The following is a 25,226-nucleotide window of genomic DNA, read 5'->3' as shown; positions in this document are numbered from 1 at the left end:
AGTAAATCTTTTGTTACTAGCATTATATTACTGTTCACATATGAAGTCAATAGATTTACAAAAATGAATTTTTACGCATTTTTAAGCTCAAATTTTGCGATATGTTGACAATTTTGTATAATTACCGTGTGAGATAGTGAACGGAGTGTTAATGGTGATGAACAGTCCAACGAGTGCAATCGGGTTAAGACTCCGATTAAAACGTGCTAAAACCAATATGACGATTGAGCAGCTTAGTCTGCTTGCAGGTGTAAACAAGGGAACTATTTCCGGGATTGAAACGGGTAAAAGAAGTCCACAGAACCGCACGTTGATGAAATTGGCAAAAGCCTTGAAAGTCGAGATTGAGGAGCTACTAAATGAGTGACGAAGAATTCTATAAAGCCTTGCGTGGCGCATCAGAAGAAACGGCAGACCTTGTGCAAGCGATACAGCAAATGAACCCGACCCCTATGAAACCAGACCAACTACTGACCGCAATGGTGAAGCTGGCAGCTTGCATAGCCTTAGCTGGTCATATGCCGCATCCAGACAGGTATAACCGGGAACTACTTACGATAGAGCTACGGGTGGAACTGAACCGCTCTTTGAGAAGTCGAGGTAATTAGTGGTGGAGAAGCTAAAAGAGCTAGAGCCTAAAAGAGTGATTGCCGACCTACTAATCTTTTTATTCCTCGCGCTGACTATCTGGCATAGCCAAGACATACTAGGACAGTTTGAGGAAGTAGCGGGACTTAGCTGGTTCTTAGCAATCGGGCTGGACGCTGGCACTGCTTATGCGGCTTTTATCGCCTCCGATACCAGTTTGAAGGGCTATCAAAGGGTGTTCGGTGGTCTCTGGTTACTCGGCTTGCTGGCAAGCGGTTATGGGTTGAATGTCGCCTATTACGCATCGCATAAAGGTAATTTGTGGAGTTGGGCGATGAGCGCAATCTTCCCGCTATCCCTCGCCTTTTTAGGCGCAATCAAACCGGGATTTTTTAAGCCCATTGTGGTAGCACAACCTACTCCGACCACCGTTGACCCGCTCAATGAGCTAAGAGAATTGCGTGGTGTAATCGAGAGCAGGTTCGCCTACTTCTCCGGGCTGTTGGATGAGCAGGGTCATCAAGTGCGTTCCATCGCTGAGAAGGTTATGCAATTGGATGGACAAGTTACCGGGTTACTTGAGGATGAGCAGCCGAGCTATCAAGTTTTACCGGGTGAGGGTGAGACCGCAAAACAAGGCGCAAGACGCTTGCGTGAGCAAGGGCTTACCCAGAAGCAGATAGCCGAGCAATTAGGGATTGCACTTCGGACGGTGCAGAACTACCTGAAAGATTAGGGTAATCGGGATGAAGGAAGTAATACGCAATTTAGACAGTGAAGATGGCAGGATAGCAATCCTGTTTCTATGGCTTACCGCAATGTGCATCTACTTTTTCGTACTGTCGCTATCAATAGCGGAATTGCAGTTCGCACCTGTTGCCATTGCGTTCATTGGCTTGACCGCTTTTATGACGAGCTTGCACTATTACGCAAGAGCTATCAATCAGGTAGAAGGCTATACGCAAGACACGCAAGCAATACGCAAGCCACTTGCGCCTACCACTACTCCGAATACGCAAGACCCGCAAGACATACGCAAGCCGCTTGCGCCTAATACGCAAGACCTACCACTTGAGCTACTAGAGGAGCGCAAGCGGTTCTACGCTTTTATCAAGGGTGTAATGGTGGAAGGCGCAATAGGCGAAACCACTTGGTTAGGTCGTGGTTACAGTCGCACCGAATACCGCAATCTGGTTGAGATGCTAGAGGAGGTGGGCGCAATCACCAAACCAGAAGGCGCAGGACGTGCAAGTAGGCGCAAATTAAAATCGTTCGACCAGACCATAGACGCAATAGGGGAGTTGGCAATGCGTAGTGGTGTGCAAAACTACTGGCAAGCAGTGATGCAAACTATACCACCCTCCCCTTCTACCGTAGTAAATCCAGCCTATTCTATTCAATCACAGGTTCAAATTGAATAGATTGAATAACAATTGAATAGGTTGAATTCGTTGAATACTTTTGAGGAGTAAATAGATGAGCAGCAAATTACCGGGAGCGCAAAGATACGAAAGCAGTGTGGCAGCACTGGACTTCGATACTACTACCCAGACCCCAAATATACCGATTCCCGCCAGACGCGCTACAAAGCCCAAGAAGGCGGGTGAAGGTGTAAACCCACTTAGTTGGTTACTTATACGTCCAGAACGTGGACGCTTGACTCCTATAACCCGGATTAGACTCTTTATTTTCGGGGTCGTGCTACTACTAATGGATGCCTATTTAACCTACCTGTTTATGTTGGTAGCCTTCCCGACAGTCAATACTGTTTGGATAGACCTTGCGCCAGCCGCGATATTCACAGGTAGTCAGATTGCGCTTCTCACTAAAGGACACTCACCGTTGGCAATGGTAGTCCTATCTTTGTTCTTCATCCTGAATACGGTGTTCAATACGGTGGGCTTGATGCACTTGTTGAAAGTATCACAGTATGCGCCGCTCACCTTGCAAGGGATATTTATCACCACCATTGCCGCAGCCGTAGGCGCACTTGGAGAAATGTTTATCTCGATTGCCAGTGAAAAGGAGTAGTATGAGAAATCTGGTATATATAGTTTCAGGGGTCGTACTGGTCGAGGTGGTGCTTGCCATTGTAGTAGCCCCGATTGCCAACTTTGCGCTATTACTGGTTATGCTTTGCGCCACTGCCAGCTTTGCGTTTGTCGGTTGGATGCTTACGCAATTCTTACGCAACGAACACGCAAACCGGGAATACCATATGCAAACCTTGCGTATGCTTAGTGCAGACAGGACGCAAGAACGCGCAAGCCTTTATGCAGACCGGGCGCAAGAACGCGCAATCAATACGCAAAGCCAAATGCTCATAGCGCAAGCCCTTGCCGCAGGTGTGTATCTTGCCACACGCAATAATCGGGACGTACTGGTATATCCAGACGGTGAAATCCTAGATGCAAAACTTGATTGCAAGATGACCGATGACCAGATTAAGTTTATGCAGGAGAAGCAAGTTGAAGATAGTCATTAGTGGCGAGGATGTTAGCCCGGCTCTTTTCGTTATCTTTCTTCCTGCCCCTCGTCTTTTGCCACCAGTATGTCCTAACGTGGTTGGGTCGGGATTTTTTGTAAAGATGAAAAAGCCGGATGAGCTACACACCCGGCTCTTTGTTTGTACTGCTTAGGGAAAGGGGAACTTGCTTAGTAAAGGGGTCAATATTCTAAATACAAGCCTAACCAGCCTGCTGTTGAATAGAGGGGAAGGGCAATATTTTTCTCATCTCAAAAAGTATGTAGGGCTTTTTAATCACACCAATTATTCTGCTATCCACAACCTTTTCTAACTCATTATCAAAGTCAGTAAAAACTAAAAATTCCGTAGCTTCCATACCGGGAATTAACTGAATATCCTTACACAAATCAATGCCGGACTTAGAGGTAATAATATTATCCACTAACACAATCTGGGGCTTGAACTCCACCGCTCTCCAGAACCCATCATTGTAGCTGACTGCTTCCACTACATCGTAATTATACGGTTTCAGGATTATTCGGACGATATTTCTGAAGTCATGGTCATTGTTAACAATTAGAACCATCATCGCCAATAGTCCTCCACCCCAACCTGATTAAATCTAATTAAAACCCAGTGCAAAAAAGGGGGGAGCTAGTTAGAGCCACCCCTTTGTTTAATTTGTGTGGCTATAAACATACCTATCGCGCCGTTGCGATAAGCTAAATAATTCAACCTGCTTCCCCAAGAAGTAGGCTAAATTTAAGATTTGTCTAATTATTTGTGGTGCTAAAAATAAAGGTGGGGGAGGGATGTATTCTAAAAATATGCTGCTAAGATTCTTTGCCTAAGCTAGAATTACTGCGCTAACTGAGCCTAATTCTGCTCATTAACTCATACAAGCATCTACACTCCTACTGTTAGGAGAAATAGTTAGGCAAACAACGTTCAAGGATTTTCTCACAAAAGTTTTATTGATAGTTTATCATACCATAAATTTAATTAAATAGAAAGGGATATAGTATATCTATTTTTCCAGTTATACTTTGCATACATACACTTTAATAAATACTTCCCAAATGAAGAAGTGGACGAGGCGTACTAAAAGCTATAAACGTGCTATAATTTAAATGTACAAATAAGAGTTGGTTAACTGGCTTACATTTATAGCTTTCAATTTACACTCCATTCTAACTCCTGCACTTATTCTCAATCCATTTTTTAGTAGCAAGTGAGTTGCTCCACCTATATTTATAAACCCTTGATATTGTGTGCAAAAGCAGGAAAAAGGTGGCATCTATATGGATTACGATATTTCTAACCAGCAACTTCATAAGGAACTAGAACGGTTGCAGCAGCGCATTACCGCACTGGAAAATGAAGCGGAGATACGCAAAACCTACGTAAAGTTGTTGCTCAAAGAAAAAGAAATGCTGGCTATAACTTTACGTAGCATCGGTGACGGGGTGATTACCACCGATACGCAAGGGTTAGTAGTGATGATGAATCCGGTTGCCGAAACCCTTACAGGCTGGAACATTGCCGAGGCACAAAACAAGCCCCTACGAGAAGTATTCCATATTATCAGTGAGAAAACCGGCAAAGAGGTGGAGAACCCGGTTCAAAAGGTGTTGGATACCGGACTTATCAGGGGCTTGGCTAATAGCACCCTTTTGATTAGTCAAGAAGGTAATTCACGGGTCATCGCTGATAGCGCCGCGCCGATTATTGATACGATTACTGGTCAAATATTGGGGGTAGTGCTGGTCTTTCGAGATGTTACCCACGAACGTAAACTGGAATTAGAAGTAGCCCGCGCCGAAAAGTTGGAAAGTGTGGGAATACTGGCTGGCGGTATTGCCCACGATTTTAACAATGTTTTGACCTCGATAGCTGGGAATATCTGGTTGGCTAAGCTGGCAACCAAAGACCAGAAATCGCTTAAAGTAGAGGACTTGCTGGCAGAAGCCGAAAGCCAAACTTTCCGAGCTAAGGAATTAACCCACCAGTTGCTAACCTTTTCCAAAGGGGGCGCACCCATCAAAAAAATTTCGTCGCTACAGGAGTTGGTGCGAGAAACAGCTATTTTTGCCTTGCACGGGTCGAATGTACGCTGTGTCTTTGCCTTACCGGAGGATTTATGGGTAGTGAATATTGATACCAATCAGATAAGCCAAGTAATAAATAACCTGATTATCAATGCCGACCAAGCAATGCCGGAAGGTGGCATTATTACGATTACCGCTGAGAATGTGCTGGCGAACAGTGTCGTTAGGCAGGATGAGCCAATGCTATTAAAAACGGTTGATTACGTGAAGGTCTCCATCCAAGACGATGGTATCGGTATCAGTCAGGAAGCCTTAACTAAAATATTCGAACCATACTTTACTACCAAGTCCAGCGGAAGCGGTTTGGGACTGGCGACCTCCTTTTCGATTATCAGTAAGCACAAGGGTTTTCTGGGGGTGACTTCAAAACTTGGCAAAGGCGCTACTTTCTTCCTGTATTTGCCAGCCCTTTCTGGAGAAGTGGTTGCACCTTTTGAGAAAGATTCTGGGGAAAAGCTGGTTTCGATGTATGGAGGCAAAGTTCTGATTGTAGATGACCAAAATGATATTCTCGTATTATTGAAACGAGTGCTTGGTCTTGTGGGGTATGAGGTTGTAACCGCTCTTGATGGCGCAATGGGAATTGAACTCTACCGGGAAGCGTTGGAGAGCGCTAATCCTTTCCAAGCGGTGATATTGGATTTAACCATACCGGGTGGGATGGGCGGCAAGGAAACCATCCAACACTTATTAGCGATAGACCCTCAAGTAAAAGCAATAGTTACGAGCGGTTATTCCAATGACCCGATTTTGAGCAATTTTGAGGCATATGGGTTTAAGGGTGCGCTGAGTAAGCCTTTCAAGTTTTTGGAACTGCGCGAGAAGTTGGACGCAATGCTGGCATAATATATTTCTTTATAGTGCAACCCTATAAAAGATGAAAGAGCCGGGTGGTTATGCTCGGCTCTTTGTTGTACTGCTTAAAATGAGGGGAAGTTAGGAGGTGTTTATTCTAATGTAAGGGTGGGAAATGCTCTCTCATCTTAGGCAATATGTTGGGCTTGGTAATAGTTGCTTTTAGATTGATACTGGCGGCAGTTTCAAACTCATCATCATAGTCAGTAAATACTACAAACTCAGTCATTTCCATACCGGGAATTGACTGGAGAAGCTGGAAAAAATTGAGGCACAATGTTGCTTCTATAAGGTTATCAGCTAGTACAAACTGTGGTTTGTATTCGATTGCCATAGAATAAGCTTGACCAAAGTTCCCAGCTTCAATCATAGTGTAGCCCTGTAGTTCAAAGAATCTGCGTAGGGCTTTTCGCAGAATAGCAGTCTCATTTATAACTAAAACTACCATGTCACCTATTCCCTATGTGATAATATTGAGTACAAGAAAATATAGGGGTGATGGGTTAGCACCACCCCTTGTTTTTATTTATGTGGCGAAAAACTTACCTATCGCGCCATTGAGATAGGCAGTAAAAGCCAACCTGCTGCAACGATGCAGTAGGCTGAAAATAAGATATGTCTAATAAACTAGGGTGTATAAACTAAAGTAGTACGTAGTATAGCAAAATGCTGTAACTAGTTTCTCTATGTCAGAAAATTTTATTGATTGAACCTAGAATTGGGCTTTACCGCACATCATTACCATGCCTCTATTCTCCTTATCTTTAAACTATACAGAATAAAAGAGACGAAACACAGTCACCATCGTTATCTTATAAACATATTATAAGATGCTTAGCAGTAAATAAAGGTAAAAAAGCGTTTAAATATTGTTAAAAATGTAACGAATTTGCAGAGTGTGTACTATCTTAACTATTCAGGGTGTTGCTGTACTGTTCTATCAAAGAGAAAAAGTCTACAATTGATGAGCCTTTACCGCAGAAGAGAAAGTGGTTTTGAATTAGAACCAGAGCCTTGTGCTTACTTCTTTTTTCATCTTAATATACCTCTTGGATTGTATGTAACCAACTAACATGGGCTACTGTCTGATAGCTCCCCGTTCCTCTTACTAACTCTTGGATGGCAGTTCCACTACCAATGGTCAGCGCGTATTCACAGGCTTCCCGGTAGGTCTCAAATTTGGTATCTTCTACTTTATATTTCAACATTGTCCTAGCCCTTTCTATAATCAGCTTGGATAAAAATCGCACCCTATTGGCGGGTGCGATTGCTACGGCGCACCACACGGGCGGCAAGCAGTTCTAAGCGGCTTTCCGCTTCTTCGGCTTCACGGGCTTCCCGCTGCTCTGGGCTGTTAAAAAACTTGTCCCAGATATACATCGCCGGGTCATCGGCGTATTCAAGATATTCATCGCAATCCTGTAAAAACAGGTCAAGTTGCTCGGCTTGTTCTTTGGTAAGTTTCATAGTCATAAATCCTTTCTTAATCAGTAAACTTGTATTTGTTACTAGCATTATATAACTGTTCACATCAAAATACAATAGATTTACACACGAATTTCAAAACACGCGATACAAAGCCCGTCAGTATTTGTTACTAGCATTATGTGGGTGTTTACCGTTGCCCCGCTTCACGGGCTTGTCAACGCTTAGAACCCACCAATCACAAAGCCCGTGAAGGGCTGTTGCAAGGGGAAAAGGTATCAACATAAAGGTCTCAAAAATAGCTTCACTTGCGCCATAAAGCCATTCAAGCGGATTAAGCCTTAAAAATCGGATAAATTTACCAATTCTTAGTTTTAGTAAATCTATAAGGGCTATTTTTGGGTAAAAAACTGTCTTTTTCAGCAAAATAAAAAAAAGTGCTTCTCGGCAGAAAAGCACTTTTTTTGAGGAGGATTGTCAGGAGTTACCCCCTGAAATAGATGGATAGTAGTCTAAACGCCCCGAAGCTCGTCATTAACCAAGCCCCTCTCCACCTTGTAAGGGTCGGGGTTCTCCGGGTGATATTCAAGCCGACTGGCTTCCAACTGCTGTACCACGCGCCCCAATGCCGGGTCGAAATATGCTCCCGTTTTTGGAAGCCCGAAAGCGTTGATGCCCCCGTTATTTTTGAAGAAGTCTAGGAAGCCTATTCTAGTCCCGTCTGGTAAAACGTTGACTATCCAATAGCCAGTCTCTTGAAAATACTCACCGTCTGGGTTACTCTGCGGTATGCCTGTCTGCTGTAAATCGCTCATCAATCTGCTCCATTGAAAACCCGTTCCCGGACAGTTCGGACGGTTCACACTATCAATCTGGTAATGCCCGATTATATGCTCCCGGTCTAAGATTATACCTAATTGCTGGCTGATGTATTGATGCAAGTATAAGCTGGCTTGGTATTGCGCCTCTGGCATTACGTCACCCGTATTGCCTTCGTGTTCTATCGAGACCGTCATACGATTAAGGTTGATACCTCGCCCAATTGCATTCGATAACCAACCGATACTCATATCGGGATGGTCAACAATCCCATTGCCCCACGCTGAGTTAGCAAGGTCAACGTATTGATGGATTGTGCCATCCTTGCCTACTCCGAAATGGCTACTGGCTTGAGAGGTCGGGTTGTTGAACCACTCGTCAGTGGAAGCCAACGTGCCTTGCATAATATGGTCAACGATAGCTACCGCTTGCATTCCCGCTCTACCCGTCCAGTAATTTTGTACTGGTTTTTGAAGTATCGTAAACATTACCTTCTACCTTTATTTATCAGGCAACGCCAGAACCAGTCAGCAATTGCCATCCTTATCCGTCTGTCCATAATGGCGCATCCTCATAGGTCTAGGTTCACAGTAGTAGCAGACTGGCGGCTTCCTGCCGAACTCTACTTGATACCGATAGCCGCATCTGGGACACTCAAAATCCTCATAGTTGCCATAGCTCACCCGGTCAACAATCGGCTTGCCACGCTCATCTTTTCCGACTACCACATAGGCGAATTTTATGACCCGCTTTGCCATCTACTTATTAGATGTATCATTTTTGCTAGCGACTTTGGTTGCCCCGCTCTTGTGAAGATAGCTGGTCGTGGCATTGAACAGGACACCCGCTACCGAAGTGGTCAAGGCTGCTATGGTCGGGTCGTTGGATGTAGCCCACGTTGAAAGGGCTGTTACCAATTGCAATAAAACTTGGATTGCCACCTCGCCCCATAAAGGGATTACTACCTTCGTGTCATTACTCATAATTGCTAATCCTTTCTCGTAAAAGTTTGTTTTCAGCCTCTTTTTCAGAGACAAGTTTTTTCAATAGCTGGTTCTCTTTTTTTAGTGAAGTGACATTGGCTCTCAAGCTATCCCGGTTTGATTGCACTCTTTGACGTTCTAACTCAAAGCTCTCCCGTTCGTTCTCCCGCTCCTGTTGCACTTCATCTAGCAAAGTCTTTATGTTGTGATAATCCTCGTCCCGTCTTTTGACCGATTGCTGTAACTCTTGGTTCTCATACTCAAGCTGCTCCACCCGCTTGCTCAACCGTTCGTTATCACTTTGCAAGGTCTTTATCTCTTGCGCCATCTTCTTACGGCTGCGCTTATAGGAGATAATAGAACTCCCTATACCTATAAGTGCAGCCGCTACTGAGGCATAAAAATCAGATGAGGTTAGTAAATTGTTCATTTATCTAGCCTCCTTTCTATCGGTTAATGTGCCGTTTCGACACAGGTATAACTTGACCACCTTGCCGCTGTAGCAGGTGCGCCAGCTTTGAGTAATAAACAGCCCACCTTTGTCCACTGTAGGTACTTGAAATTCGCACTGGCTAAAGTGTGGCTAATTAAGGATGTGCCGTTCTTGAGAACGGTTATGCTCAATCCATCCTTGATTACCTTCAAGGTGTAGTTTGTCCCATCAGCCGTAGTGGTAGCCGTAGTGGATAAGACCGTATTAGTTCCAGCATCGGTCTTGCTTAAATTGATTGCGCCGTTGAGCAGGTTAAGCTGTAAAAAATTACTGTTGTCCAACCCGCAAAAGATTAGGCAAGGTAATCGGTAAATAGTCGCACTATTGAGCGTCCCAGATATAGTGCATTGAATGGTCGGATTGTTAGTGAAGCTATCTAGGAATAGAAGGTCATTGGTCGCATCGCTGGCACTGTATAACTGATTGCTCGATATGCCCCACGTCCCTTGATAGGGATACCAACTTTGTCCACTATCCGCTCGTCCCGGATAGGTGGCATTATTGGCTCTGGTAAAGCCATCTATTACCGTCCCTCGTTGAAGGTATAAATCCGCTTGTGAATACTGCTTGCCAATTCCTGTGTTTAGCGGCATATCAACCTACTGCGTTCGTTAGATTTACATAGGCTTTAGTCGAAGATAACAACCTGCTCAATAGATGCTCTATGTTCTGTCCGTACTCTCCCGTTATCTCAAGTGACCGGGTGGACATAGTGTATTTGGTAGCTATTACAAATATGCCAGCTTGACCCGGCGCAAGTGAGCTATCCGCTCCCAGAAGGTCTCTAATCATCAACCACTGTCCCGCTCTCACCTTATGCAAGGGATAAATTGCACCAGACCTATAATCTCTGATTGCGTCTGGTCGCCTAAAAATCAAGTGAGTAGCGGTGGTCTGAACCCCGTTCTGCGCGTATCGGGTCATTACTGTCGTGGCTATCTGTTGCGCTTGCGCGTCCGTGATAATCCCTTCATTGGTGAGGTCAACGATTCCCGGCGCACGAACTAGATTTACAGAAGAAGCAGAAGGGTTACTGCTACCAAAAGTCGTGGCATACCTACTTTGCCAGTTCACACCCGCTATACTGGTCGCATCTTTGGTATAGGTGGTTACGCCTGTATCGGTCTTATACTTCACCGTCACACGGGTCATAAACGCATCGCCATTGATACCCAAATCACAGCTATCAACCATTCTCACGCTGCTCTCGTAATAAGGCGAAGTTACCAACGGGCGAGGTGTTAGGTAAAAAGTGCGATTGTTCCAGACCTGCCACAATAGCTCCTGATTGCCACTCGACCCGTATTTAATCAAGGTGTCTAGGTGCGCCCTAATCGAAGCCGTGTTATCAGTTTTGTAGAGAACACTCGTCCCGGTGGCTGGTACGGTGGCGCTGCTGGCATTTAGCATCGGCGCATATCCGCTTATACCTGCCAGCATTATTGTGGCTATGTCGGTGGCTGTGGTATAGGCTGGAATCCAAGTATCTTGCTCATTAAGATTTATCAGATAGCCGCTCACCGTAATTTGATAGGTACTGCTCCCGCCATTTTGGATGGATTGCGGCAAGGCGTGAATGCGTCCTTCAAATATCACTTCTCCACCCGGCGCAAGTATTAGCGTATGGTAGTTGTAAGCTATGCCTAGATATGCCCTTCCCGGTTGCCTACCGAGCGTTATTGTGGCATCCACAAACCCGCCTAGCGCAGCCGTTGTAAACTCAATGTCAAGCACATCGGTCAAGGCATAGGCTTTAGAAGGGGCTTGGTTGTCAAAAGTTACTACGGTTAGCATTGCTTAAAACTCATATGCTGGACAATAAGCGACCCCATATAACACCGGGTTATTGTCAACCAAACTGTTTTGAGGCAATCCCTGCGCCCCTGAAATATCCGCTTGCCTGATTGCGCCACCTATCATCATTGGAGCAGGGTTTGTCACAGTCGAGGGATATAGCCTTATAGGGTTTAAGGTATAGGCTGGATTTAAGATGGTAGAGTTTGTGCCTTTGTTATCTGTGCTATCTAGCCATAGGTTTGAATGCTCTAAAAATAGTGAATTGATTACTAAGTTCCTATGCCCGGTTTGGTAGGTAGGACTAGCCGCCCAACCAGACACCCCGTTAGTACCTGATATAGTAAGACCTTGAAATCTAATATCAGCCCAAAACTGTTGGTCTGCCGGGATGAAATAAATTGAAGTAAGGGTGATATTTATCACGGTAGCTAGAGGGGATGAAGAAGCTAATCGAGTGAAATTTATATATGGTGCTATGTAAGAGTTTGCACTGGTACTGTTAATACTGATAGAAAGACGTTGCTGTGGAATAGTGACCGTCCCGCAATCCACAAAGGTACTTGTGCTACTTGTGTTCGGTATCTCTACCAATGAAGGATTAGGTACAATAGTTGTCAGATTTTGACCTGTAAAGCTACTATAAGATAGAGAACCAAATAGTATTCCACACGTAGAATCGGTGGTAATCTGCAATAGCACCCTATATTGACGTGGCTCAAAATCGAAGAAGCCATTTAATAGGGTTGATAATGCTGGACTTGATGTAGCATTTGAAGCAATGGTAACAGTAGCATTAGGATTTGAGTATAAGGAGATAGACGCGCCTTGCACTTTCCTAGCCCCTAATGTCAACTGTTGATACACTGCCCCTAAATGAGCAAAACTGTTCGTATCGCCAACATTGGTTACAGGATTAGCAACGAACAACATTGCATTGGTCTCTAAATTACCTTGCAAGTTTACCAATACTGCCGGACTACGCTGTGTGGTGGATTGCGCCACATACTCAACGGGAAGTTTTACAAAACTGCTCGGCAATGTGGCTGGAAAGTGCCATAAAGCTACCTTCCTAATCTGTCCAGTGCTACCCGCGACAATGTTTTTATTACCCTCAATCCTCACTCTTAAATAAGCGTTTCCAAGCGTCAAAGTTGATTGAACGACTGCACTATTCCAACTGAATTTAGTCCAGTTTGGGGAGTTACCTAATGATATGGTTGTCCCGGTGCTAGTCCAGCCGGTAGTTCCATTATTGGAGTATTCAAGATATACTCGCATAAAGCCAGAATTAAACTGGTTATCCTTATACTCAAACGATAGCCAATACAAATCCCCTGTAGAGTAGGCATTAAGAAAAACGGTTTGGCTTACAATGCTGGTATAACCTGCTGCCAATGTTGGGCTTGTCCATTGCAAGCTAAATGGACTATCGGTTGAATAGCCCCACGCTTGTTCAGCACTCATATAAAGCGTCCCACCAGCCGTTGAGCCATTCGCATAATAGCTTTGACGGTCTGTAGCAAGCACTATGTTAAATTCAGTTGAACTACCTGCCACCACTGTCCAGTTAAAAGCCGTATTATCCGTACCGTTAGAAAATGCCCCGTTCGGTACAAGGTTGTATAGCCAAGATACATCCCCATAAGCCGCATAACTGGTTATGAGTGTAATAGGTACATAAGCAGTGTTTTGTAGCAATCTAATCTGGCTATCGAACTGGCTTAGGTCAACTGCCCCGCTCTTTACCCAAAAATACACTGCATTAGTATTGTCAGGTTGATACTTCAAAAATAGCGGCTGTCCTAGCACTTGCCCCGTATTGTGGATTGCCGATGAAGCGTTATATTGAGTAGCTTCTACCAACGTGCTTTGTAAAGCCCATACACCGAGCTTCAAGTTTTGCGCTGCCGTGTTACCACCACCCGCTACCGCTTGCGCGAATAAGGTAAACTGTATTTGCCTGTCCTTCCGGGTGTAAGCATAAATATCTTGTCCATACCGACCGCTCCCACCCGCTTGCAATAAGTCTGGTGGTTGACTTCCTAAATCAAAAGTCTGGTCATCCAAAACTGAGAAGGTTATGTTATTGCCGCCCCAAGACGCATTGAGCGGTATCAAGGTGCTACCACCTGTCGGTACTAAAAAGCTCGGTTCTGGTCTCCAAAATTCTAAGTCCAGCATTAGTTAGCTATTCCTCCCTGACTTGCCAGTAAAGCCGACCTCTGTCCTAATGCCATCAAAACTTGGTCTTTCGCTTCCTTCCCGGTAGCTCTGGCATTTTTGCTCTCGGTTATGTTCAAAGTTATGTTGATAGTTTGATGGTTGGATGTGCTGCCACCATTGCCACCCACTAATCCCCTGCTCTGTGCCATCGAATTGTTCATTACATAAGCGTTCTGCGCTCCTAAAAAGATAGGTTCTGCTCCGTTCTCCCCTGCCATAAAGTAAGGAAAAGCAGTGCCACCCGTAGCGCGACCCATCCAAGCCCCACCTGTAAACTTGCCACTTGCCGCACCACTGCTACCGCTCGGCGCACCACTCGGCACACCTGCCATAGCAACGGCATTTTGACCCGCTGTGATGGCTGTTGCCGCTCTCTGCATTTTGTCATCAAAGCTCAAAGCCAAACCTAGTAGGTTGTTGGCTCTCTCGTTCATCGCTGCCATCTGCTCAATCGCGCTTTGTATGCCACTGAGTAAGGTCTTAATCCTATCGGCGGGTGTTTCTGGCATATTGGTCAAGCCTGTAAAGGTATCCAACGCACTCTTTAGCCCGTCAAATATCTGCTTAATCGCCTCCCCAAACTGGCTGGTTTTTGCCATTAAATCCTTACTGGTCTGGTCTGCCATTTGACCAGCCAGTGTTACGGTTAAGCTGATACCCGCAATCAAGCTCCTGATTGCCTTCTCTGGCGCACCCGTATATTTCGCATCGCCCAATAGCGTGAAGGTCTCCACCGCATTCTTGAAGCCCGTGAATAGCTTGTCCACTGCCTCACCAAATGCTTGCACTTGCGTAAACATTTGCGTGTTCATATTTGCGGTCATTTGTACCGTCAGTTGGATTGCTATCTGTAGGTCGGCGATGAACTTCTGCATCGTTTCCTTTGGTATGCCGCTATACCCTTGTAAGGCAGCGAACCCGGTTGCGCCCTTCCCGATTGCATCAACTACCTTGCTGGCGTTGTCACTGAATATACCTGCGGCTGTTAAGCCATCGGTCTTGAATTGGCTAGCCATAATCACAAATTGAGCTACTATCAATACAAGGTCTGCGCCAAAATCCCGGATTGCTTGCTGGCTTACGGGAATATAGTCGTTGAGCTTGACCAGTTCGGTTGCGCCCTTGCCCGTAGCATCAGCCACCTTGCTTGCCGTAGAAGAAAATCCGTCCGCGCTGGCAAGCATTTTGGTGGAGAACCCATTCCCGGCATTGACAAACCCTTCGGTGATTGTCTGTATGTCCTCAATAAAGTAGTTCATCTGCTGTACTGACAATGAGCCAGAACCACCGATTGCGCTTAACCCGGTTACTCCCTTAGATATAGCATCAGCCACTTTTGAAGCCGTAGAAGAAAAGCCATCAGCACTGGTAAGCATTTGGGTATTGAACTCGCTCCCGGCAACGACAAACCCTTCGGTGATTGTCTGCATATCCTCGATGAAGTAGTTCATCTGCTGTATGGATACCGACCCGTAATCCCCAACGGCTGTTAGCCCTGTGACCATCTTTCCGAGAACATCGGCTACCTTGCTCGTTGTGGTCGCAATGCCATCGGCGCTGGTAAGCATTTGGGTATTGAACTCATAGCCGACACTGACAAATGCTGCCGTGACCAATCGCACGTCCTGAGTGAAGAAGTAAATCTGTTGGAGCGATAACGAACTGTAGTTATTAAGGGTGGTTAGTCCGTTTGCCATCTTCCCGATAGAGTCACCGACCTTGCCTACCGTGTCGCTGTAGTTGTTGGCATTGGTGAGCATCCCGGTAGCAAACTCATAGCCCGCGCTGGCAAATATCCCGGTAATAATCTTCGCGTCTTGAGCAAACAGGTACATTGCTATCTGGCTGGATGAGCTATACTTGCTAAGTGCGGTCAAGCCGTTTGCCATCTTCGCAATAGCATCTCCGACTTTACCTACGGCATCGCTGTATAAGGTGGCGTTTTTGAGCATATCGCCATAGAAGGAATATCCCGCGCTTACAAACAGGTCAACAATAATCCTCGCATCGCCGACAAACCCATACATTGACTCTCGGCTAGCCGAGCTATACTTGCCAATCCCGGATAACCCATTTGCCATCTTTCCAATAGCCTCTCCTACCTGCGACACGGCACTTGAAAATAGGATGGCTGCTTGAAGCATTTCTACCGAGAAGCGGAATCCCGCTTGCATAAAAGCCCCAACCATTATTTGAGCGTCACCCATAAAGGCTTGTATGTGGTCGTAGGAAATGGATTGGTAATCCCGTAGCTTATTTAGCCCGTCTGCCATCTTCCCGATTACGTCAGCGACCTTGTTTGCGGTCTCAAGGTAATCGGCTGCACCTTTTAAGGCTTGGGAATTGAAGTACATTGCTGAGGCTACAAAGTCCTGCACCACTTGTTGCATATTGCCGTTGAAGGTGGCTAAGGCTTCCGCGCTAACTCCTGAGAAGGAATTTAGTTCGGATATTTTCTTACCTACATCAGCCAGCTTGGAAGCTAAATCCAACGCTGTTTGTAAGGGGTCACTGGCTTTCGTGGAACTGCTGGTTATTGGACCAGAACCGTCTTCCGGGTTTTCGTCTGCACTGCTACCCGGTAAGCTACTGGAATTTTGCGGGAAGGTGTATGAATTACCTAGAGCAGAAGTCAAATTCTTTATGGCATTGGTGGCATTGTTAGCAGAATTACCAGCCGCATCATAGCCCCGCGCTGCCACATAACTTGCCGAGCTTGACTTGTCCAGACCACCTGCGGCATCATTACCAGCCAAACCTAGACGGTTAAGCGACTCCTCGGCATTGAAAGCGGCGTGTTCAAGTTCCCCGATTTTATCAATGTGGATACCTACCGCTCCCCCGACAATGTTCATTCCATCAATGAGCGTGTTTATCCCTCTGATAATCCCGTTTATGGCATCAATTATCCAATTCTGAACCTGTGTAAATGCCATTTCGATTAGGAAGGATATTTGCTTGACGGTAGTACCTGCTCTATCCCACGCCACCCCGAAGATTGCAATCGCCTCGTTGACTTTTCCTAGTGCATAAGCTATCCAATCAAATACAGTGCTTAAAGCAGGTTTTAAGGCTTCAAACACTGCAATAATTCCCGTTACTATTTGCCCGATAATGTTCGCCACACTGGTAAATATGGATATGAAGGTGTCCATATTCTGTGAGATAAACTTAACCACCTCGCCAACGGCTTGCCCGATTAGCTTGAAAACATCCCCGATTGCATTGCCTAGCTTCTGGATTGCTGGCATATTGCTCTGAATAGCCTCGACTATGATTTGGATGTAGCCGACAATATTCTGGATGGTAGTGCCTATGGCTTGCCCTATTTCGCTAAAGATTGGCTTTAAGCTCTCAAACACGCTCATAAAGCCGTTCATAGAGCTTGCGCCGTTCCCTATGCTCTCCACCATTTTGCTAATCGCATCTATGACAGGCTTGACGAACGCGCCTATCAAATCCCCTACCGCTTTTAAGGTGTTCCCGACTAGATGAGTTTTCATCTCAAAGTCAATGAACTTATTGATACCCTCCGTCACACCCTTTACCAGACTGGTTAATCCCGGTAGCAAGGTTTGTCCTACCGCTATTGCCGCTTCTTCCAAAGAACCTTTCATATTCTTCAAGCTGGCATTGAACCCGGACATAATGGTATCGGTAGCCTTCTGAGCCGTTCCATTGCTGTTCTCTAGTTGGGTAGTCCAGTATTTAAGAGCGTCTGCTCCGTGTAGGATGTGTGTTCCGGTGGCATCGGTAACTTGCACACTGGCTTGCATCGCTGCATTCATTGCCAGTAGCCCGTTCTTCCCAAACATCGTTGCCATCGAGAAGTTGCGTTGGGCTTCGGTCATCCCTGCGGTTTTCTTCTGGACTTCATCTACAAGGGTGGAGAAGGGAAGCATATTGCCGCTTGCGTCATAAATGTTGATACCCAACTCTTTGAACATTTCGGCGGCTTGCTTGTTAGGTTTCTCAAGTGAGACTAAGGTGAAGCGAAGGGCTTGCGAGGCGCGGTCAGCCGACATACCAGTGTTGACCATACCCTCAAGGGCAGCGGTGGTCTCCTCAAAACTCTGGTGGGCGCTATGGGCTACCGTTCCCACGTTCGCCATTGCTTTTTGGAAATCCGCAAAGTTCAATGCGCCCATTTGACTAGCTCGACTCATTACATCCAATGCGTGAGTGGCATCGGTGCTTTGTAAGCCCATTGAGTGCAATACGGTGGTCAAGCCTTCGGCTGCTTGGGCTAGACTTACGTTATTGGTCATTGCCGCTTTCGCGGCGGGTGTAATCAGGTCATAAACCTGTTGCACGTTATAGCCCCGTTGCGCCAGTTCAGCCATACCCTCTGCGGCTGATTTACTGCTAAAGGTAGTGGTCTTACCTATCTCTACCGCTTTTGAGCTTAGTAGCGTCATCTGGTCTGCGGTTGCGCCCGTGATGAACTTCAAGCGGTTCATATTGGCTTCGTAATCACCCGCTAAGGAGACTACTTCGGTTCCGACATGTATCAACCCTTCCGCACCTTGTTTGCCAAGCTCTAATAAAGCCGTTCCCGCTTCTCGCGCTAAAAAGGCAAGGTGTTCTAATGGCGCGTGTAAATTCAAGGTGAAGCCGTGAAGGTTTCCAATCCCGGTTGTTGCGGTGCTTGCGTGTTGTCCAAGCTGTTGTAAGCTGGTCGCGGTTTCAGTGGTGATACTCTTGGTGATGGATAGGCTGCTACTCATATTCTTGGTAGCAGCCTCAAACCCTTGCGCTTTGGATTTTAAGCCCTCAAGTGTCTCGGCTAGAATGTTTAGGTTCTCTAGTCCTTCACTCTTAACCTGTAATGAAAAGATACTTGTCGAACTAGCCATAACCTACTTCGCTTTGCACTTGCGCGAGAAACATTTCCAAAAGCCTATAGACCACCTTCCAAGTAGCGACGGGCTTTCGGTCTGCTACCTGCCAAGGCGGGATGTGCCACTTTTCAGCCAGCACTAAATCACCTAGCCACCCGCTACAGTCGCGTTTGACTCCTCCGTGACAGGGATACCAAACTCTGGGGATTTCCCATCCTCTGACGGTCTTTCCGGGATTGTCGGTAATGAACTGTCGCTGGTCTCGGATTGTCCGCTCTCGTTGGATGAAAGCGGCAAGGATGAGTTTTTTTCCGTTGCCGTTAAATCAGTGCGTGGTGTGCCTATCGCGGCTGGTTCTAGCTTTTTAGCAGTGTTGAGTAGGTTGCCAAACTCGGCTATCAGATAGTTAAAATCGCTGGCTTCTAAGCCCTTGATGTTCTCATAGGTGGCAGGGTATATTTGCCCGGTCTCGTAATCGGTGAACGACCAGCCAAGTATGCAAGAAGGGATTATCATCAGCATCGCATCGGTCTGAGATAATTGCATTTCGACCCCGTTGACCTCTTTCACCGCTCCGTTCAGGTCAAGGAATTGCAACATATGCTCCCCGGTGGGCTTTTGTAGCTTGACCCAATTTTCTCCCGGTGTTTCGTCACCCGGAAAGTTTTGCAAGGTTACAATGCTGTTCTTGCGGTAATTCATCTTTCAATCCTCTCTTAATTGCCGATTAGTTAATGGTGTAGCTCTTAGCTACTCCACTGGTTAACCACTGATTGACGTGTCCAGTCTTGGAAGCTACAGCCGGGAATTGCCAAGTCGTGGAATTTATCTTGGTCATCACTGGTAAGTAAGTCCAAAAAATCCCATCCTGTATGTCGCTGTGGGCTTGCGCTTGCTCGGTAGCAGTGCCGCCTACTACCAACGTGGCATTGCCCCCACCTGCGTTCGTGTTATGGGTAAAGCTCTTAGCCATCCCATTTCTCCTTTATCGGTGTTAACATAACGTTTATCTATGTGAACACCATATTGAAAAAAAATAACACTCTGGCTATAATTGTCTTGTGGATTTCCCACAAACCTATTAAAAATCAACTGGTAATAGATAAAACTGAATCCAAGTTCTTCCACTGACCGTTCCCTAACCCGGACGGTCTTTTTTTATCCTCTAATAAGGTAGGTACTGTGCATTTGCTACCGTCAAGGTCGCTTGCACGTTGGATGCCCCCGAATCTAATTGCGCTGTCCAAGCCGATTTAGCATCAATCAAGTCGGCAGGTGAGAAGTCTCCATCGCTCCAAGTATCGAGAACGATTTTAGGAAATGCGATTTGGATGTATTCTCCGATGCTATCAATTACCTTCCATATCAATGCCAATGGTGTGGCTGCGGTAAAGTTCGCCCAGAAGGTCGCTTGCGTTGCCGCATCCTCGTAGAAATCAAGCTCCCCCTTTGCTTCCTGCATACCCGCTTTAATCGCAAAGGGTCGGAGTGTGCCACTCTTGGTATAGCGTGATTGCGGGTCGTTGGTGAAATCAAACTTACCTACCGTCACTCTCATATTCTGAGTCCCGTTGACTAACACGCTCTCCTGATTGAAGGTAAAGGTCGCTTCATTCGGGATGGCTATACCACTGCTGGCAGTGTTCGTCTGTTTGTCTTGCGCTGTAAAATCAGCCGAGATTTGAATACCAGTCGTGGTCGGCGCGTTCACCGTCAGCTTGCTAAAGATAATGCCCGGTATGAAGTAGCTATTGGTGGTTATTTTGGTGGTCTGGGTCGAGTCATCATAAGGTACATAGTCCTCAAGTATGATGCTATCAAGGTTCGAACTTGCGCTCGGTATGGTGTGAGTGTAGGGCGCAATCACCTTAGCTACTGCTACCGAGTTGGCGTGAGCATTGTTCAAGGCTACGTCCAGTGTGAGCGTATTGGTAGCTACGTTGGTAATCTTTCTGCACTCTGCGCTCGTCCCGGTATCAATCTGAATAATTGTGTTAACAATCAAGCCCGTAGCACTGGTTACTATAACGGTGGTCGCCCCGACAGTGGTTGCCCCGTTCAAGGTAGTGGTTACAGGTGTTCCCGGCACTGTCCCTATTACACCTTGATTGTCCTGTCCAAATGCCTTTACCAGTATCGGCACATTTACGTTCGGTCTAAGCATATAGCCCATCGTCCCGGTTACTTCTAACCGACCCGGAACACGGAAGATATTTTTAGCCCTTGTGCCAGAGTAAGGTGTATCCGACCAGTTCTTCGGATTGCGATTGACGCTCAAGCTAGATAGCAGTAACGCCGTGTTAGGCGCGTAATCAATCCAAACTGCTGCATTTACAGCGTGAGCAAAGGTCATCGCTGGCACTGTTAAAGTTAGTACGGTTGTCCCGGTTATAGCACTGATTAGGCGAGGTGGCTCACCTGTGCCATCCTGAAAGTAAACTGTCATACCTACTGCTACGTTCGGTACGCCATAGGTAGCTCCACCCGTGTTGTTTATCAATAGTGAGGTGGCAGTGGCAATTGAAGCGGTCTGAACCGTAGCGTTAATTGCTCCCCACCCGGCACTTTCATTGATAAAGTTTGTTTGTCTTCTACTCCCTATTGCCATTGTCTTCTACTCCTTTATCAGTAGTAACAGGTATTGCAGGTACTACGGGTTTCACAGTCGGTTGAGGAGGTGTCGCCGTTGGTTTCTCGACCACTGTTGTCTCCACCACTGGCTTATCCTCTACCCATAACCCGGTTAGCAATCGCTTCTGAATTTCGCTTTCATCGCCGCCTTCCCAATCGGCATTTGCCATATCCGGGAAGTAATAGTCGCTGGTTCCAATAAATTTTAATTTCATACGCCGCTCCTCTAATTGCCGATAGGTCTCAAGGTCTCTTTGTATCCAAACTCGATTAGAGCGGCATATACCAGATTGTTGCTATTCTCACCTTGCCTAGCAGGTTGTTTGTAGGTTTTCATCGGGTATTGCTCACCCATCAAGGTACTCAACTGTCCACTGTCTGGGTCAACTAAATTCCAGTTCTGCGCTTGCACTTGCGCCCCATTGCTCAATAGCACATAGGTAGCAAGGCGCAAAGTCTGCTTTATTGCCTCAAGTAGCTTCCTAAAATACTGGTCGCTCACCGCTTGCGAAGTGTAGGCTGGTGACACGCTGTGAACCGGGTCTCCCGTGAAATCTGCTATCCAATACACCTCTAGCATAAAGTCACTGGTATTAAGGTTCTGTCCGTATGCCCCACCATAGGTCAAGGGTTCTTCTGACTCCTCTGTATCGTTTAAGATGATTGCCAGCGACCCACCCGCCAGATTTAATTCAAGGTTCGGCGCGTCCTTATACACCGTAGTATTCGCACTGGTTCTGCCAGCGTTGTACAATATCCCGGCGCAAGCGTCTTGTGGATACGTCACTGGCGCTGCGGTCAAGCTACTGGTAAACCTACCGAGTAGCCATCTTTTTGTAGCTTCTGCGCTCATACGTTAAAATCCAATAGCTCCTCACCGACTAGGCGCATATGCTCCTCTACCAATGGCTCAATCTTCCTCAAACCTCGCTCTACAAAGTCGTTCGGTTTCGTTCCCGGATGATGGACATAGGCGGCAAACCTATCTTCTCCACCACTTTGCCAGTGCAATACTCTCCCGTTTACCGCTCTGATAATGTGTGGTCTTGTACCCTCAATCACGAACCGGGTATAGGGTGCTGAACTGTAGCCGTTTATGGTGGCACTGGTCGCACCTAGTTTTATTTGAGTGCTAATCCCGCGCTGTAACACGCCGCTCCTCACAGGTGCTTCTACCTGTACCTCATACTTGGCATCAGCCGCTATCAGTGCTGCCAGTCTGGGTAGGTACTCTTTTGACCACTTTGCTTGCTTTCCTTTGACCTTTAAGACGGTCTTTTCAAGTTGTGTGGTATCCACTGTAAAGCTAATCATCGTCCACCCGTCCTGATAATCACATTGCCGCTATTATCAATCCCGGTTATATCGCCAGCCTTCTTTACGCCTAAATATCTGGTTAGCAGTGTCATATGGTTCAGACCACCGTCCAGCCCGATAAATGCGCCACCGTACTTTACAATGGCGTAATAACCGTCCAAATTGCCGCCAGTGCTACCTGTTACATATACTGCGTCCTCTAACACTCTCGGCGCAAAAGTAGCTTGGCTGGCAGGTAGGTCAAGGTACATCGTATGAGTAGGCGGGTTGGCTGCTGGTATGTTAGCTCCGATTATCGGCACATCGAATTGCACTTGATAAAAAGGTTGCACATTTACGTCCACCGCTCCGTAAACCAATTGCAAGGGTGTTCCCCGATAAATCGAAGCCTTTATTCCCGGATTATTGGTTATTAACAGACTCATATCTGCCCTCGTCTATCAGTAGGTAATAACGGGTCTCCTCGCAATTGCCTGTCATTCGGGTCTGGTAGGTTGATAGTTCTTGGGTCACTATTCGGCGTAATCGGGTTGACGTTGGTAAGGGCTGCAATGGCAGGAGAACGAACCACCCTTGCTTCTTTCTCGATTTTCGCAATCTCTCTCACCGTGTCATCAAGCATTGATTTCAGGTTGGTAAACTGTGAACTGTATTCCGCTTTCTGCTGACCTACTACTATATTCACCTTAGCCCTAACCGAACCCATCATTACCTGTATGGCGTGTTTCAGCGCGTAGTAGTATTGCAATCTCGGCGCATTGGCTATCTTGCCCTTGTCGGCATACATATTCCAAATCAAGGTTATGTTGCTCTCCACCACTCCACCCGCTACATCATTGACGGTTAGCACTATTAGGTCTTTTAGCTGCTCATCCTCTACGCTCATAATGTAGCTACCTCAATTGCAAAATATCTTCTTGGAAAGGTCTCGGTGTTACCACCCGCAAAAGTCACTACCCATTTGGCAAGGTACAATCCAGCCGTAGCAGTGTTCGCACTGGTTAATTGCGCTTGCACTACTCCATTTGTGGCAGGTGCTACAATCGTGGCAGCGTTGGTCAGCCACGTAGTTGTGCCAGCTAGACGCATATTTAGCGATACCGAAGTGGCATTGGTTAAATCCACTGCTGTTCCACTGGCAGTAGTTAAGGTGGCTTGTAGTATCGGTAATGTGTCGCCTTTTCTAATAGTAAAATCCGACATTACGGTGTTTCTTTCTGATTTGTGCCACTACTGATTACCACACTCCCGGTATAGGTCTTGGTTAAGCTCTCGCCTACCGTCCCGGTGACGTTCTTCATTCCAACGGTGTTAAGCTGACTGGCTGTGTAAAGGATTAGGTTTACTTGCCCCGCTCCGGGTCTATCGCTTTCCTGTAATCCTTTACCGATTGCGCCAGATACCACATAAGTGATTACACCGACCCCGTTTATCCTTAGCTCGTCAAGTGATACACCCGTAATGGTTATGGTCTGCGAAGTGTTGCCGTTTATCCCAGACCGTTCCGCTTCCCTCAAACCAGACCCGGTTGATACACCAGCCGCGCTTGCGTTTCCGACCCCGTAATAGGTGGTCTCCTGATTGCCAGTGCCTAAATCGGTGATTGCCCCTTGCGCTGCTCCTGCTCCCGGTCTATCACCCTCATTTACCCCGACCCCGCTTGCGGTCATAGACAAGCTGATTGAACCTGTGCCGTACCGCTCGACTTCGCTTAACCCGACCCCCGTAGAAGTTGGTATAAGAGCAGTGCTACCAACGCCCGGTCTATCCGCTTCTCTTAGCCCTATGCCTACTACAGTATTTGAGCCTAAAGCATTGCCGACCCCGTAATAGGTGGTCTCTTGCAATCCAGACCCGGTTATGGTTACTGTAAAGGTACTATTGCCTGTTCCCGGTCTATCGGTTTCGACTAATCCAATCCCGGTGGCAGGTGCTACTAGACTGATTGCGCCGACCCCGTGAGTATTGGTCTCCTGTAAGCCAATCCCGGTTATGGTAGTGGTAGCACTTGATAATGAAGCTACTCCTACGCCATAGCTATCTGCTTCCCGCAATCCCGTCCCGGATGTAGCGATTGTGCCAATTGCAATCCCAACGCCCGGTCTATCGGCTTCCTGTAAACTGTAGCCAGTCGGGGTGCTTACTAGGCTGTCTGCTCCGACCCCGTAACTACCTGCTTCTTGTAAGCCATAGCCCGTAACAGGTGCTACTAAGGTGCTATTACCAACGCCCGGTCTATCGCTCTCCTGTAACGCAATCCCGGTTACAGTGATTGCGCCGAGTGCTTGACCCGCTCCGGGTCTCTCGCTCTCTTGTAAGCCATCACCCGTAACAGGTGCTACCAGAGCGATTGCGCCGACCCCGTAGTTCTCCACTTCCTGTAAACCGTCACCCGCTACAGGTGCGATTAAGGAAGTAGTGCCTACGCCGGGTCTCTCGCTCTCGCTTAGTCCAGTCCCGCTATTTGTGATTGTAAAAGTGCTACTACCAACGCCCGGTCTATCTGCTTCTTGTAGCCCAATCCCGGTAGCAGTGATTGAGCCGAGCGCAATCCCGACCCCGTAACTTTCGGCTTCGACTAACCCTGTGCCTGTTATCGTCAGCGTAGCCGTTCCCGATAAAACGGCAATATCGGGTCTAGTCGGTTGGTGAGTTGTAACCGGGCGATATACAGGCATA

At 46.7% G+C, this 25,226-nt stretch carries 31 protein-coding genes; 8 read left to right on the top strand and 23 right to left on the bottom strand.

The window, feature by feature from the left end:
• Positions 1 to 157 precede the first annotated feature (157 nt).
• Genes OZ401_RS08255 through OZ401_RS08225 form a run of 7 tightly spaced genes read left to right on the top strand, consistent with a single transcriptional unit; the run spans position 158 to position 3,227 of the window.
• Complete coding sequence (locus OZ401_RS08255; RefSeq protein ID WP_341467753.1) at positions 158 to 367, top strand: helix-turn-helix domain-containing protein; 210 nt, start codon at positions 158 to 160, stop codon at positions 365 to 367.
• Complete coding sequence (locus tag OZ401_RS08250; RefSeq protein ID WP_341467752.1) at positions 360 to 608, top strand: hypothetical protein; 249 nt, start codon at positions 360 to 362, stop codon at positions 606 to 608. Before OZ401_RS08255 ends, OZ401_RS08250 begins: the two co-directional genes overlap by 8 nt.
• Positions 608 to 1,324 carry a helix-turn-helix domain-containing protein gene (locus OZ401_RS08245; RefSeq protein ID WP_341467751.1) on the top strand — a complete coding sequence of 239 codons (717 nt, stop codon included), beginning with the start codon at positions 608 to 610 and terminating at the stop codon, positions 1,322 to 1,324. Before OZ401_RS08250 ends, OZ401_RS08245 begins: the two co-directional genes overlap by 1 nt.
• 10 nt (positions 1,325 to 1,334) lie before the next feature.
• Positions 1,335 to 2,009 (top strand): hypothetical protein, encoded by a 675-nt coding sequence (locus OZ401_RS08240; RefSeq protein ID WP_341467750.1) that lies wholly within the window; start codon positions 1,335 to 1,337, stop codon positions 2,007 to 2,009.
• A 55-nt stretch (positions 2,010 to 2,064) separates the two neighbouring features.
• Entirely contained in the window at positions 2,065 to 2,619 is a 555-nt protein-coding gene (locus OZ401_RS08235; protein ID WP_341467749.1) for a hypothetical protein, read from the top strand.
• A gap of 1 nt (position 2,620) precedes the next feature.
• The gene (locus tag OZ401_RS08230) at positions 2,621 to 3,073 is read left to right on the top strand and encodes a hypothetical protein (protein WP_341467748.1); all 453 of its coding nucleotides are present in this window, start codon (positions 2,621 to 2,623) and stop codon (positions 3,071 to 3,073) included.
• Positions 3,057 to 3,227 (top strand): hypothetical protein, encoded by a 171-nt coding sequence (locus OZ401_RS08225; protein WP_341467747.1) that lies wholly within the window; start codon positions 3,057 to 3,059, stop codon positions 3,225 to 3,227. The genes OZ401_RS08230 and OZ401_RS08225 overlap by 17 nt, the downstream gene beginning before the upstream one ends.
• Before the next feature lie 48 nt (positions 3,228 to 3,275).
• On the opposite strand, the gene OZ401_RS08220 is transcribed toward OZ401_RS08225, so the two are convergent.
• Positions 3,276 to 3,644, bottom strand: coding sequence for a response regulator (locus OZ401_RS08220; RefSeq protein WP_341467746.1), 369 nt, complete (start codon positions 3,642 to 3,644; stop codon positions 3,276 to 3,278).
• A 712-nt stretch (positions 3,645 to 4,356) separates the two neighbouring features.
• On the opposite strand from OZ401_RS08220, the gene OZ401_RS08215 reads away from it, so the two are divergent.
• Positions 4,357 to 6,009 (top strand): hybrid sensor histidine kinase/response regulator, encoded by a 1,653-nt coding sequence (locus OZ401_RS08215; protein WP_341467745.1) that lies wholly within the window; start codon positions 4,357 to 4,359, stop codon positions 6,007 to 6,009.
• A 106-nt stretch (positions 6,010 to 6,115) separates the two neighbouring features.
• On the opposite strand, the gene OZ401_RS08210 is transcribed toward OZ401_RS08215, so the two are convergent.
• From OZ401_RS08210 to OZ401_RS08105, 22 genes are all read right to left on the bottom strand, one after another.
• Positions 6,116 to 6,466: a PleD family two-component system response regulator gene (locus tag OZ401_RS08210; RefSeq protein WP_341467744.1), complete on the bottom strand. Its 351-nt coding sequence runs from the start codon at positions 6,464 to 6,466 to the stop codon at positions 6,116 to 6,118.
• A 589-nt stretch (positions 6,467 to 7,055) separates the two neighbouring features.
• Positions 7,056 to 7,226: a hypothetical protein gene (locus OZ401_RS08205; protein WP_341467743.1), complete on the bottom strand. Its 171-nt coding sequence runs from the start codon at positions 7,224 to 7,226 to the stop codon at positions 7,056 to 7,058.
• Between the two features lie 43 nt (positions 7,227 to 7,269).
• Complete coding sequence (locus OZ401_RS08200; RefSeq protein WP_341467742.1) at positions 7,270 to 7,491, bottom strand: hypothetical protein; 222 nt, start codon at positions 7,489 to 7,491, stop codon at positions 7,270 to 7,272.
• Positions 7,492 to 7,955: 464 nt separating this feature from the next.
• Positions 7,956 to 8,750: an N-acetylmuramoyl-L-alanine amidase gene (locus tag OZ401_RS08195; RefSeq protein WP_341467741.1), complete on the bottom strand. Its 795-nt coding sequence runs from the start codon at positions 8,748 to 8,750 to the stop codon at positions 7,956 to 7,958.
• Positions 8,751 to 8,789: 39 nt separating this feature from the next.
• The gene (locus tag OZ401_RS08190; RefSeq protein WP_341467740.1) at positions 8,790 to 9,020 is read right to left on the bottom strand and encodes a hypothetical protein; all 231 of its coding nucleotides are present in this window, start codon (positions 9,018 to 9,020) and stop codon (positions 8,790 to 8,792) included.
• Positions 9,021 to 9,245 carry a hypothetical protein gene (locus tag OZ401_RS08185; protein WP_341467739.1) on the bottom strand — a complete coding sequence of 75 codons (225 nt, stop codon included), beginning with the start codon at positions 9,243 to 9,245 and terminating at the stop codon, positions 9,021 to 9,023.
• The gene (locus OZ401_RS08180; RefSeq protein WP_341467738.1) at positions 9,238 to 9,675 is read right to left on the bottom strand and encodes a hypothetical protein; all 438 of its coding nucleotides are present in this window, start codon (positions 9,673 to 9,675) and stop codon (positions 9,238 to 9,240) included. The genes OZ401_RS08185 and OZ401_RS08180 overlap by 8 nt, the downstream gene beginning before the upstream one ends.
• Positions 9,676 to 9,698: 23 nt before the next feature.
• Entirely contained in the window at positions 9,699 to 10,331 is a 633-nt protein-coding gene (locus OZ401_RS08175; RefSeq protein ID WP_341467737.1) for a hypothetical protein, read from the bottom strand.
• Position 10,332: 1 nt separating this feature from the next.
• A complete protein-coding gene (locus OZ401_RS08170; RefSeq protein WP_341467736.1) occupies positions 10,333 to 11,532 on the bottom strand; it encodes a hypothetical protein in 1,200 nt (399 codons plus the stop codon).
• Between the two features lie 3 nt (positions 11,533 to 11,535).
• Positions 11,536 to 13,716, bottom strand: coding sequence for a hypothetical protein (locus OZ401_RS08165; RefSeq protein WP_341467734.1), 2,181 nt, complete (start codon positions 13,714 to 13,716; stop codon positions 11,536 to 11,538).
• A complete protein-coding gene (locus tag OZ401_RS08160) occupies positions 13,716 to 18,614 on the bottom strand; it encodes a phage tail tape measure protein (protein ID WP_341467733.1) in 4,899 nt (1,632 codons plus the stop codon). Before OZ401_RS08160 ends, OZ401_RS08165 begins: the two co-directional genes overlap by 1 nt.
• Positions 18,607 to 18,738 (bottom strand): hypothetical protein, encoded by a 132-nt coding sequence (locus tag OZ401_RS08155; RefSeq protein WP_341467732.1) that lies wholly within the window; start codon positions 18,736 to 18,738, stop codon positions 18,607 to 18,609. Before OZ401_RS08155 ends, OZ401_RS08160 begins: the two co-directional genes overlap by 8 nt.
• Positions 18,739 to 18,746: 8 nt before the next feature.
• Complete coding sequence (locus OZ401_RS08150) at positions 18,747 to 19,301, bottom strand: hypothetical protein (RefSeq protein ID WP_341467731.1); 555 nt, start codon at positions 19,299 to 19,301, stop codon at positions 18,747 to 18,749.
• Between the two features lie 25 nt (positions 19,302 to 19,326).
• Positions 19,327 to 19,572: a hypothetical protein gene (locus OZ401_RS08145; protein ID WP_341467730.1), complete on the bottom strand. Its 246-nt coding sequence runs from the start codon at positions 19,570 to 19,572 to the stop codon at positions 19,327 to 19,329.
• 192 nt (positions 19,573 to 19,764) lie between these two features.
• On the bottom strand, positions 19,765 to 21,207 hold the full coding sequence (locus OZ401_RS08140; protein ID WP_341467729.1) for a phage tail tube protein: 1,443 nt from the start codon (positions 21,205 to 21,207) through the stop codon (positions 19,765 to 19,767).
• Entirely contained in the window at positions 21,191 to 21,445 is a 255-nt protein-coding gene (locus tag OZ401_RS08135; protein WP_341467728.1) for a hypothetical protein, read from the bottom strand. The genes OZ401_RS08140 and OZ401_RS08135 overlap by 17 nt, the downstream gene beginning before the upstream one ends.
• A gap of 11 nt (positions 21,446 to 21,456) precedes the next feature.
• Positions 21,457 to 22,083 (bottom strand): hypothetical protein, encoded by a 627-nt coding sequence (locus OZ401_RS08130; protein WP_341467727.1) that lies wholly within the window; start codon positions 22,081 to 22,083, stop codon positions 21,457 to 21,459.
• Positions 22,080 to 22,544, bottom strand: a complete 465-nt coding sequence (locus OZ401_RS08125; RefSeq protein WP_341467726.1) for a hypothetical protein — start codon at positions 22,542 to 22,544, stop codon at positions 22,080 to 22,082. The genes OZ401_RS08130 and OZ401_RS08125 overlap by 4 nt, the downstream gene beginning before the upstream one ends.
• A complete protein-coding gene (locus tag OZ401_RS08120) occupies positions 22,541 to 22,972 on the bottom strand; it encodes a hypothetical protein (protein WP_341467725.1) in 432 nt (143 codons plus the stop codon). Before OZ401_RS08120 ends, OZ401_RS08125 begins: the two co-directional genes overlap by 4 nt.
• Positions 22,969 to 23,433, bottom strand: coding sequence for a hypothetical protein (locus OZ401_RS08115; protein ID WP_341467724.1), 465 nt, complete (start codon positions 23,431 to 23,433; stop codon positions 22,969 to 22,971). Before OZ401_RS08115 ends, OZ401_RS08120 begins: the two co-directional genes overlap by 4 nt.
• Complete coding sequence (locus tag OZ401_RS08110) at positions 23,430 to 23,750, bottom strand: hypothetical protein (RefSeq protein ID WP_341467723.1); 321 nt, start codon at positions 23,748 to 23,750, stop codon at positions 23,430 to 23,432. The genes OZ401_RS08115 and OZ401_RS08110 overlap by 4 nt, the downstream gene beginning before the upstream one ends.
• The gene (locus tag OZ401_RS08105) at positions 23,750 to 25,225 is read right to left on the bottom strand and encodes a hypothetical protein (protein WP_341467722.1); all 1,476 of its coding nucleotides are present in this window, start codon (positions 25,223 to 25,225) and stop codon (positions 23,750 to 23,752) included. Before OZ401_RS08105 ends, OZ401_RS08110 begins: the two co-directional genes overlap by 1 nt.
• Position 25,226: the final 1 nt, after the last annotated feature.

The organism is Candidatus Chlorohelix allophototropha (genome assembly GCF_030389965.1).
Classification (GTDB): Bacteria; Chloroflexota; Chloroflexia; order Chloroheliales; family Chloroheliaceae; genus Chlorohelix; species Chlorohelix allophototropha.
This window is presented reverse-complemented; position numbering and strand designations above follow the sequence as displayed.

Excerpts from the sequence above, each read along its gene's own strand:
- OZ401_RS08255 (WP_341467753.1), top strand. The coding sequence starts at position 158 with ATGAACAGTCCAACGAGTGCAATCGGGTTAAGACTCCGATTAAAACGT.
- OZ401_RS08250 (WP_341467752.1), top strand. The coding sequence starts at position 360 with ATGAGTGACGAAGAATTCTATAAAGCCTTGCGTGGCGCATCAGAAGAA.
- OZ401_RS08240 (WP_341467750.1), top strand. The coding sequence starts at position 1,335 with ATGAAGGAAGTAATACGCAATTTAGACAGTGAAGATGGCAGGATAGCA.
- OZ401_RS08235 (WP_341467749.1), top strand. The coding sequence starts at position 2,065 with ATGAGCAGCAAATTACCGGGAGCGCAAAGATACGAAAGCAGTGTGGCA.
- OZ401_RS08230 (WP_341467748.1), top strand. The coding sequence starts at position 2,621 with ATGAGAAATCTGGTATATATAGTTTCAGGGGTCGTACTGGTCGAGGTG.
- OZ401_RS08220 (WP_341467746.1), bottom strand. The coding sequence starts at position 3,644 with ATGATGGTTCTAATTGTTAACAATGACCATGACTTCAGAAATATCGTC.
- OZ401_RS08215 (WP_341467745.1), top strand. The coding sequence starts at position 4,357 with ATGGATTACGATATTTCTAACCAGCAACTTCATAAGGAACTAGAACGG.
- OZ401_RS08210 (WP_341467744.1), bottom strand. The coding sequence starts at position 6,466 with ATGGTAGTTTTAGTTATAAATGAGACTGCTATTCTGCGAAAAGCCCTA.
- OZ401_RS08205 (WP_341467743.1), bottom strand. The coding sequence starts at position 7,226 with ATGTTGAAATATAAAGTAGAAGATACCAAATTTGAGACCTACCGGGAA.
- OZ401_RS08200 (WP_341467742.1), bottom strand. The coding sequence starts at position 7,491 with ATGACTATGAAACTTACCAAAGAACAAGCCGAGCAACTTGACCTGTTT.
- OZ401_RS08195 (WP_341467741.1), bottom strand. The coding sequence starts at position 8,750 with ATGTTTACGATACTTCAAAAACCAGTACAAAATTACTGGACGGGTAGA.
- OZ401_RS08190 (WP_341467740.1), bottom strand. The coding sequence starts at position 9,020 with ATGGCAAAGCGGGTCATAAAATTCGCCTATGTGGTAGTCGGAAAAGAT.
- OZ401_RS08185 (WP_341467739.1), bottom strand. The coding sequence starts at position 9,245 with ATGAGTAATGACACGAAGGTAGTAATCCCTTTATGGGGCGAGGTGGCA.
- OZ401_RS08180 (WP_341467738.1), bottom strand. The coding sequence starts at position 9,675 with ATGAACAATTTACTAACCTCATCTGATTTTTATGCCTCAGTAGCGGCT.
- OZ401_RS08175 (WP_341467737.1), bottom strand. The coding sequence starts at position 10,331 with ATGCCGCTAAACACAGGAATTGGCAAGCAGTATTCACAAGCGGATTTA.
- OZ401_RS08170 (WP_341467736.1), bottom strand. The coding sequence starts at position 11,532 with ATGCTAACCGTAGTAACTTTTGACAACCAAGCCCCTTCTAAAGCCTAT.
- OZ401_RS08165 (WP_341467734.1), bottom strand. The coding sequence starts at position 13,716 with ATGCTGGACTTAGAATTTTGGAGACCAGAACCGAGCTTTTTAGTACCG.
- OZ401_RS08160 (WP_341467733.1), bottom strand. The coding sequence starts at position 18,614 with ATGGCTAGTTCGACAAGTATCTTTTCATTACAGGTTAAGAGTGAAGGA.
- OZ401_RS08150 (WP_341467731.1), bottom strand. The coding sequence starts at position 19,301 with ATGAATTACCGCAAGAACAGCATTGTAACCTTGCAAAACTTTCCGGGT.
- OZ401_RS08145 (WP_341467730.1), bottom strand. The coding sequence starts at position 19,572 with ATGGCTAAGAGCTTTACCCATAACACGAACGCAGGTGGGGGCAATGCC.
- OZ401_RS08140 (WP_341467729.1), bottom strand. The coding sequence starts at position 21,207 with ATGGCAATAGGGAGTAGAAGACAAACAAACTTTATCAATGAAAGTGCC.
- OZ401_RS08135 (WP_341467728.1), bottom strand. The coding sequence starts at position 21,445 with ATGAAATTAAAATTTATTGGAACCAGCGACTATTACTTCCCGGATATG.
- OZ401_RS08130 (WP_341467727.1), bottom strand. The coding sequence starts at position 22,083 with ATGAGCGCAGAAGCTACAAAAAGATGGCTACTCGGTAGGTTTACCAGT.
- OZ401_RS08125 (WP_341467726.1), bottom strand. The coding sequence starts at position 22,544 with ATGATTAGCTTTACAGTGGATACCACACAACTTGAAAAGACCGTCTTA.
- OZ401_RS08120 (WP_341467725.1), bottom strand. The coding sequence starts at position 22,972 with ATGAGTCTGTTAATAACCAATAATCCGGGAATAAAGGCTTCGATTTAT.
- OZ401_RS08115 (WP_341467724.1), bottom strand. The coding sequence starts at position 23,433 with ATGAGCGTAGAGGATGAGCAGCTAAAAGACCTAATAGTGCTAACCGTC.
- OZ401_RS08110 (WP_341467723.1), bottom strand. The coding sequence starts at position 23,750 with ATGTCGGATTTTACTATTAGAAAAGGCGACACATTACCGATACTACAA.
- OZ401_RS08105 (WP_341467722.1), bottom strand. The coding sequence starts at position 25,225 with ATGCCTGTATATCGCCCGGTTACAACTCACCAACCGACTAGACCCGAT.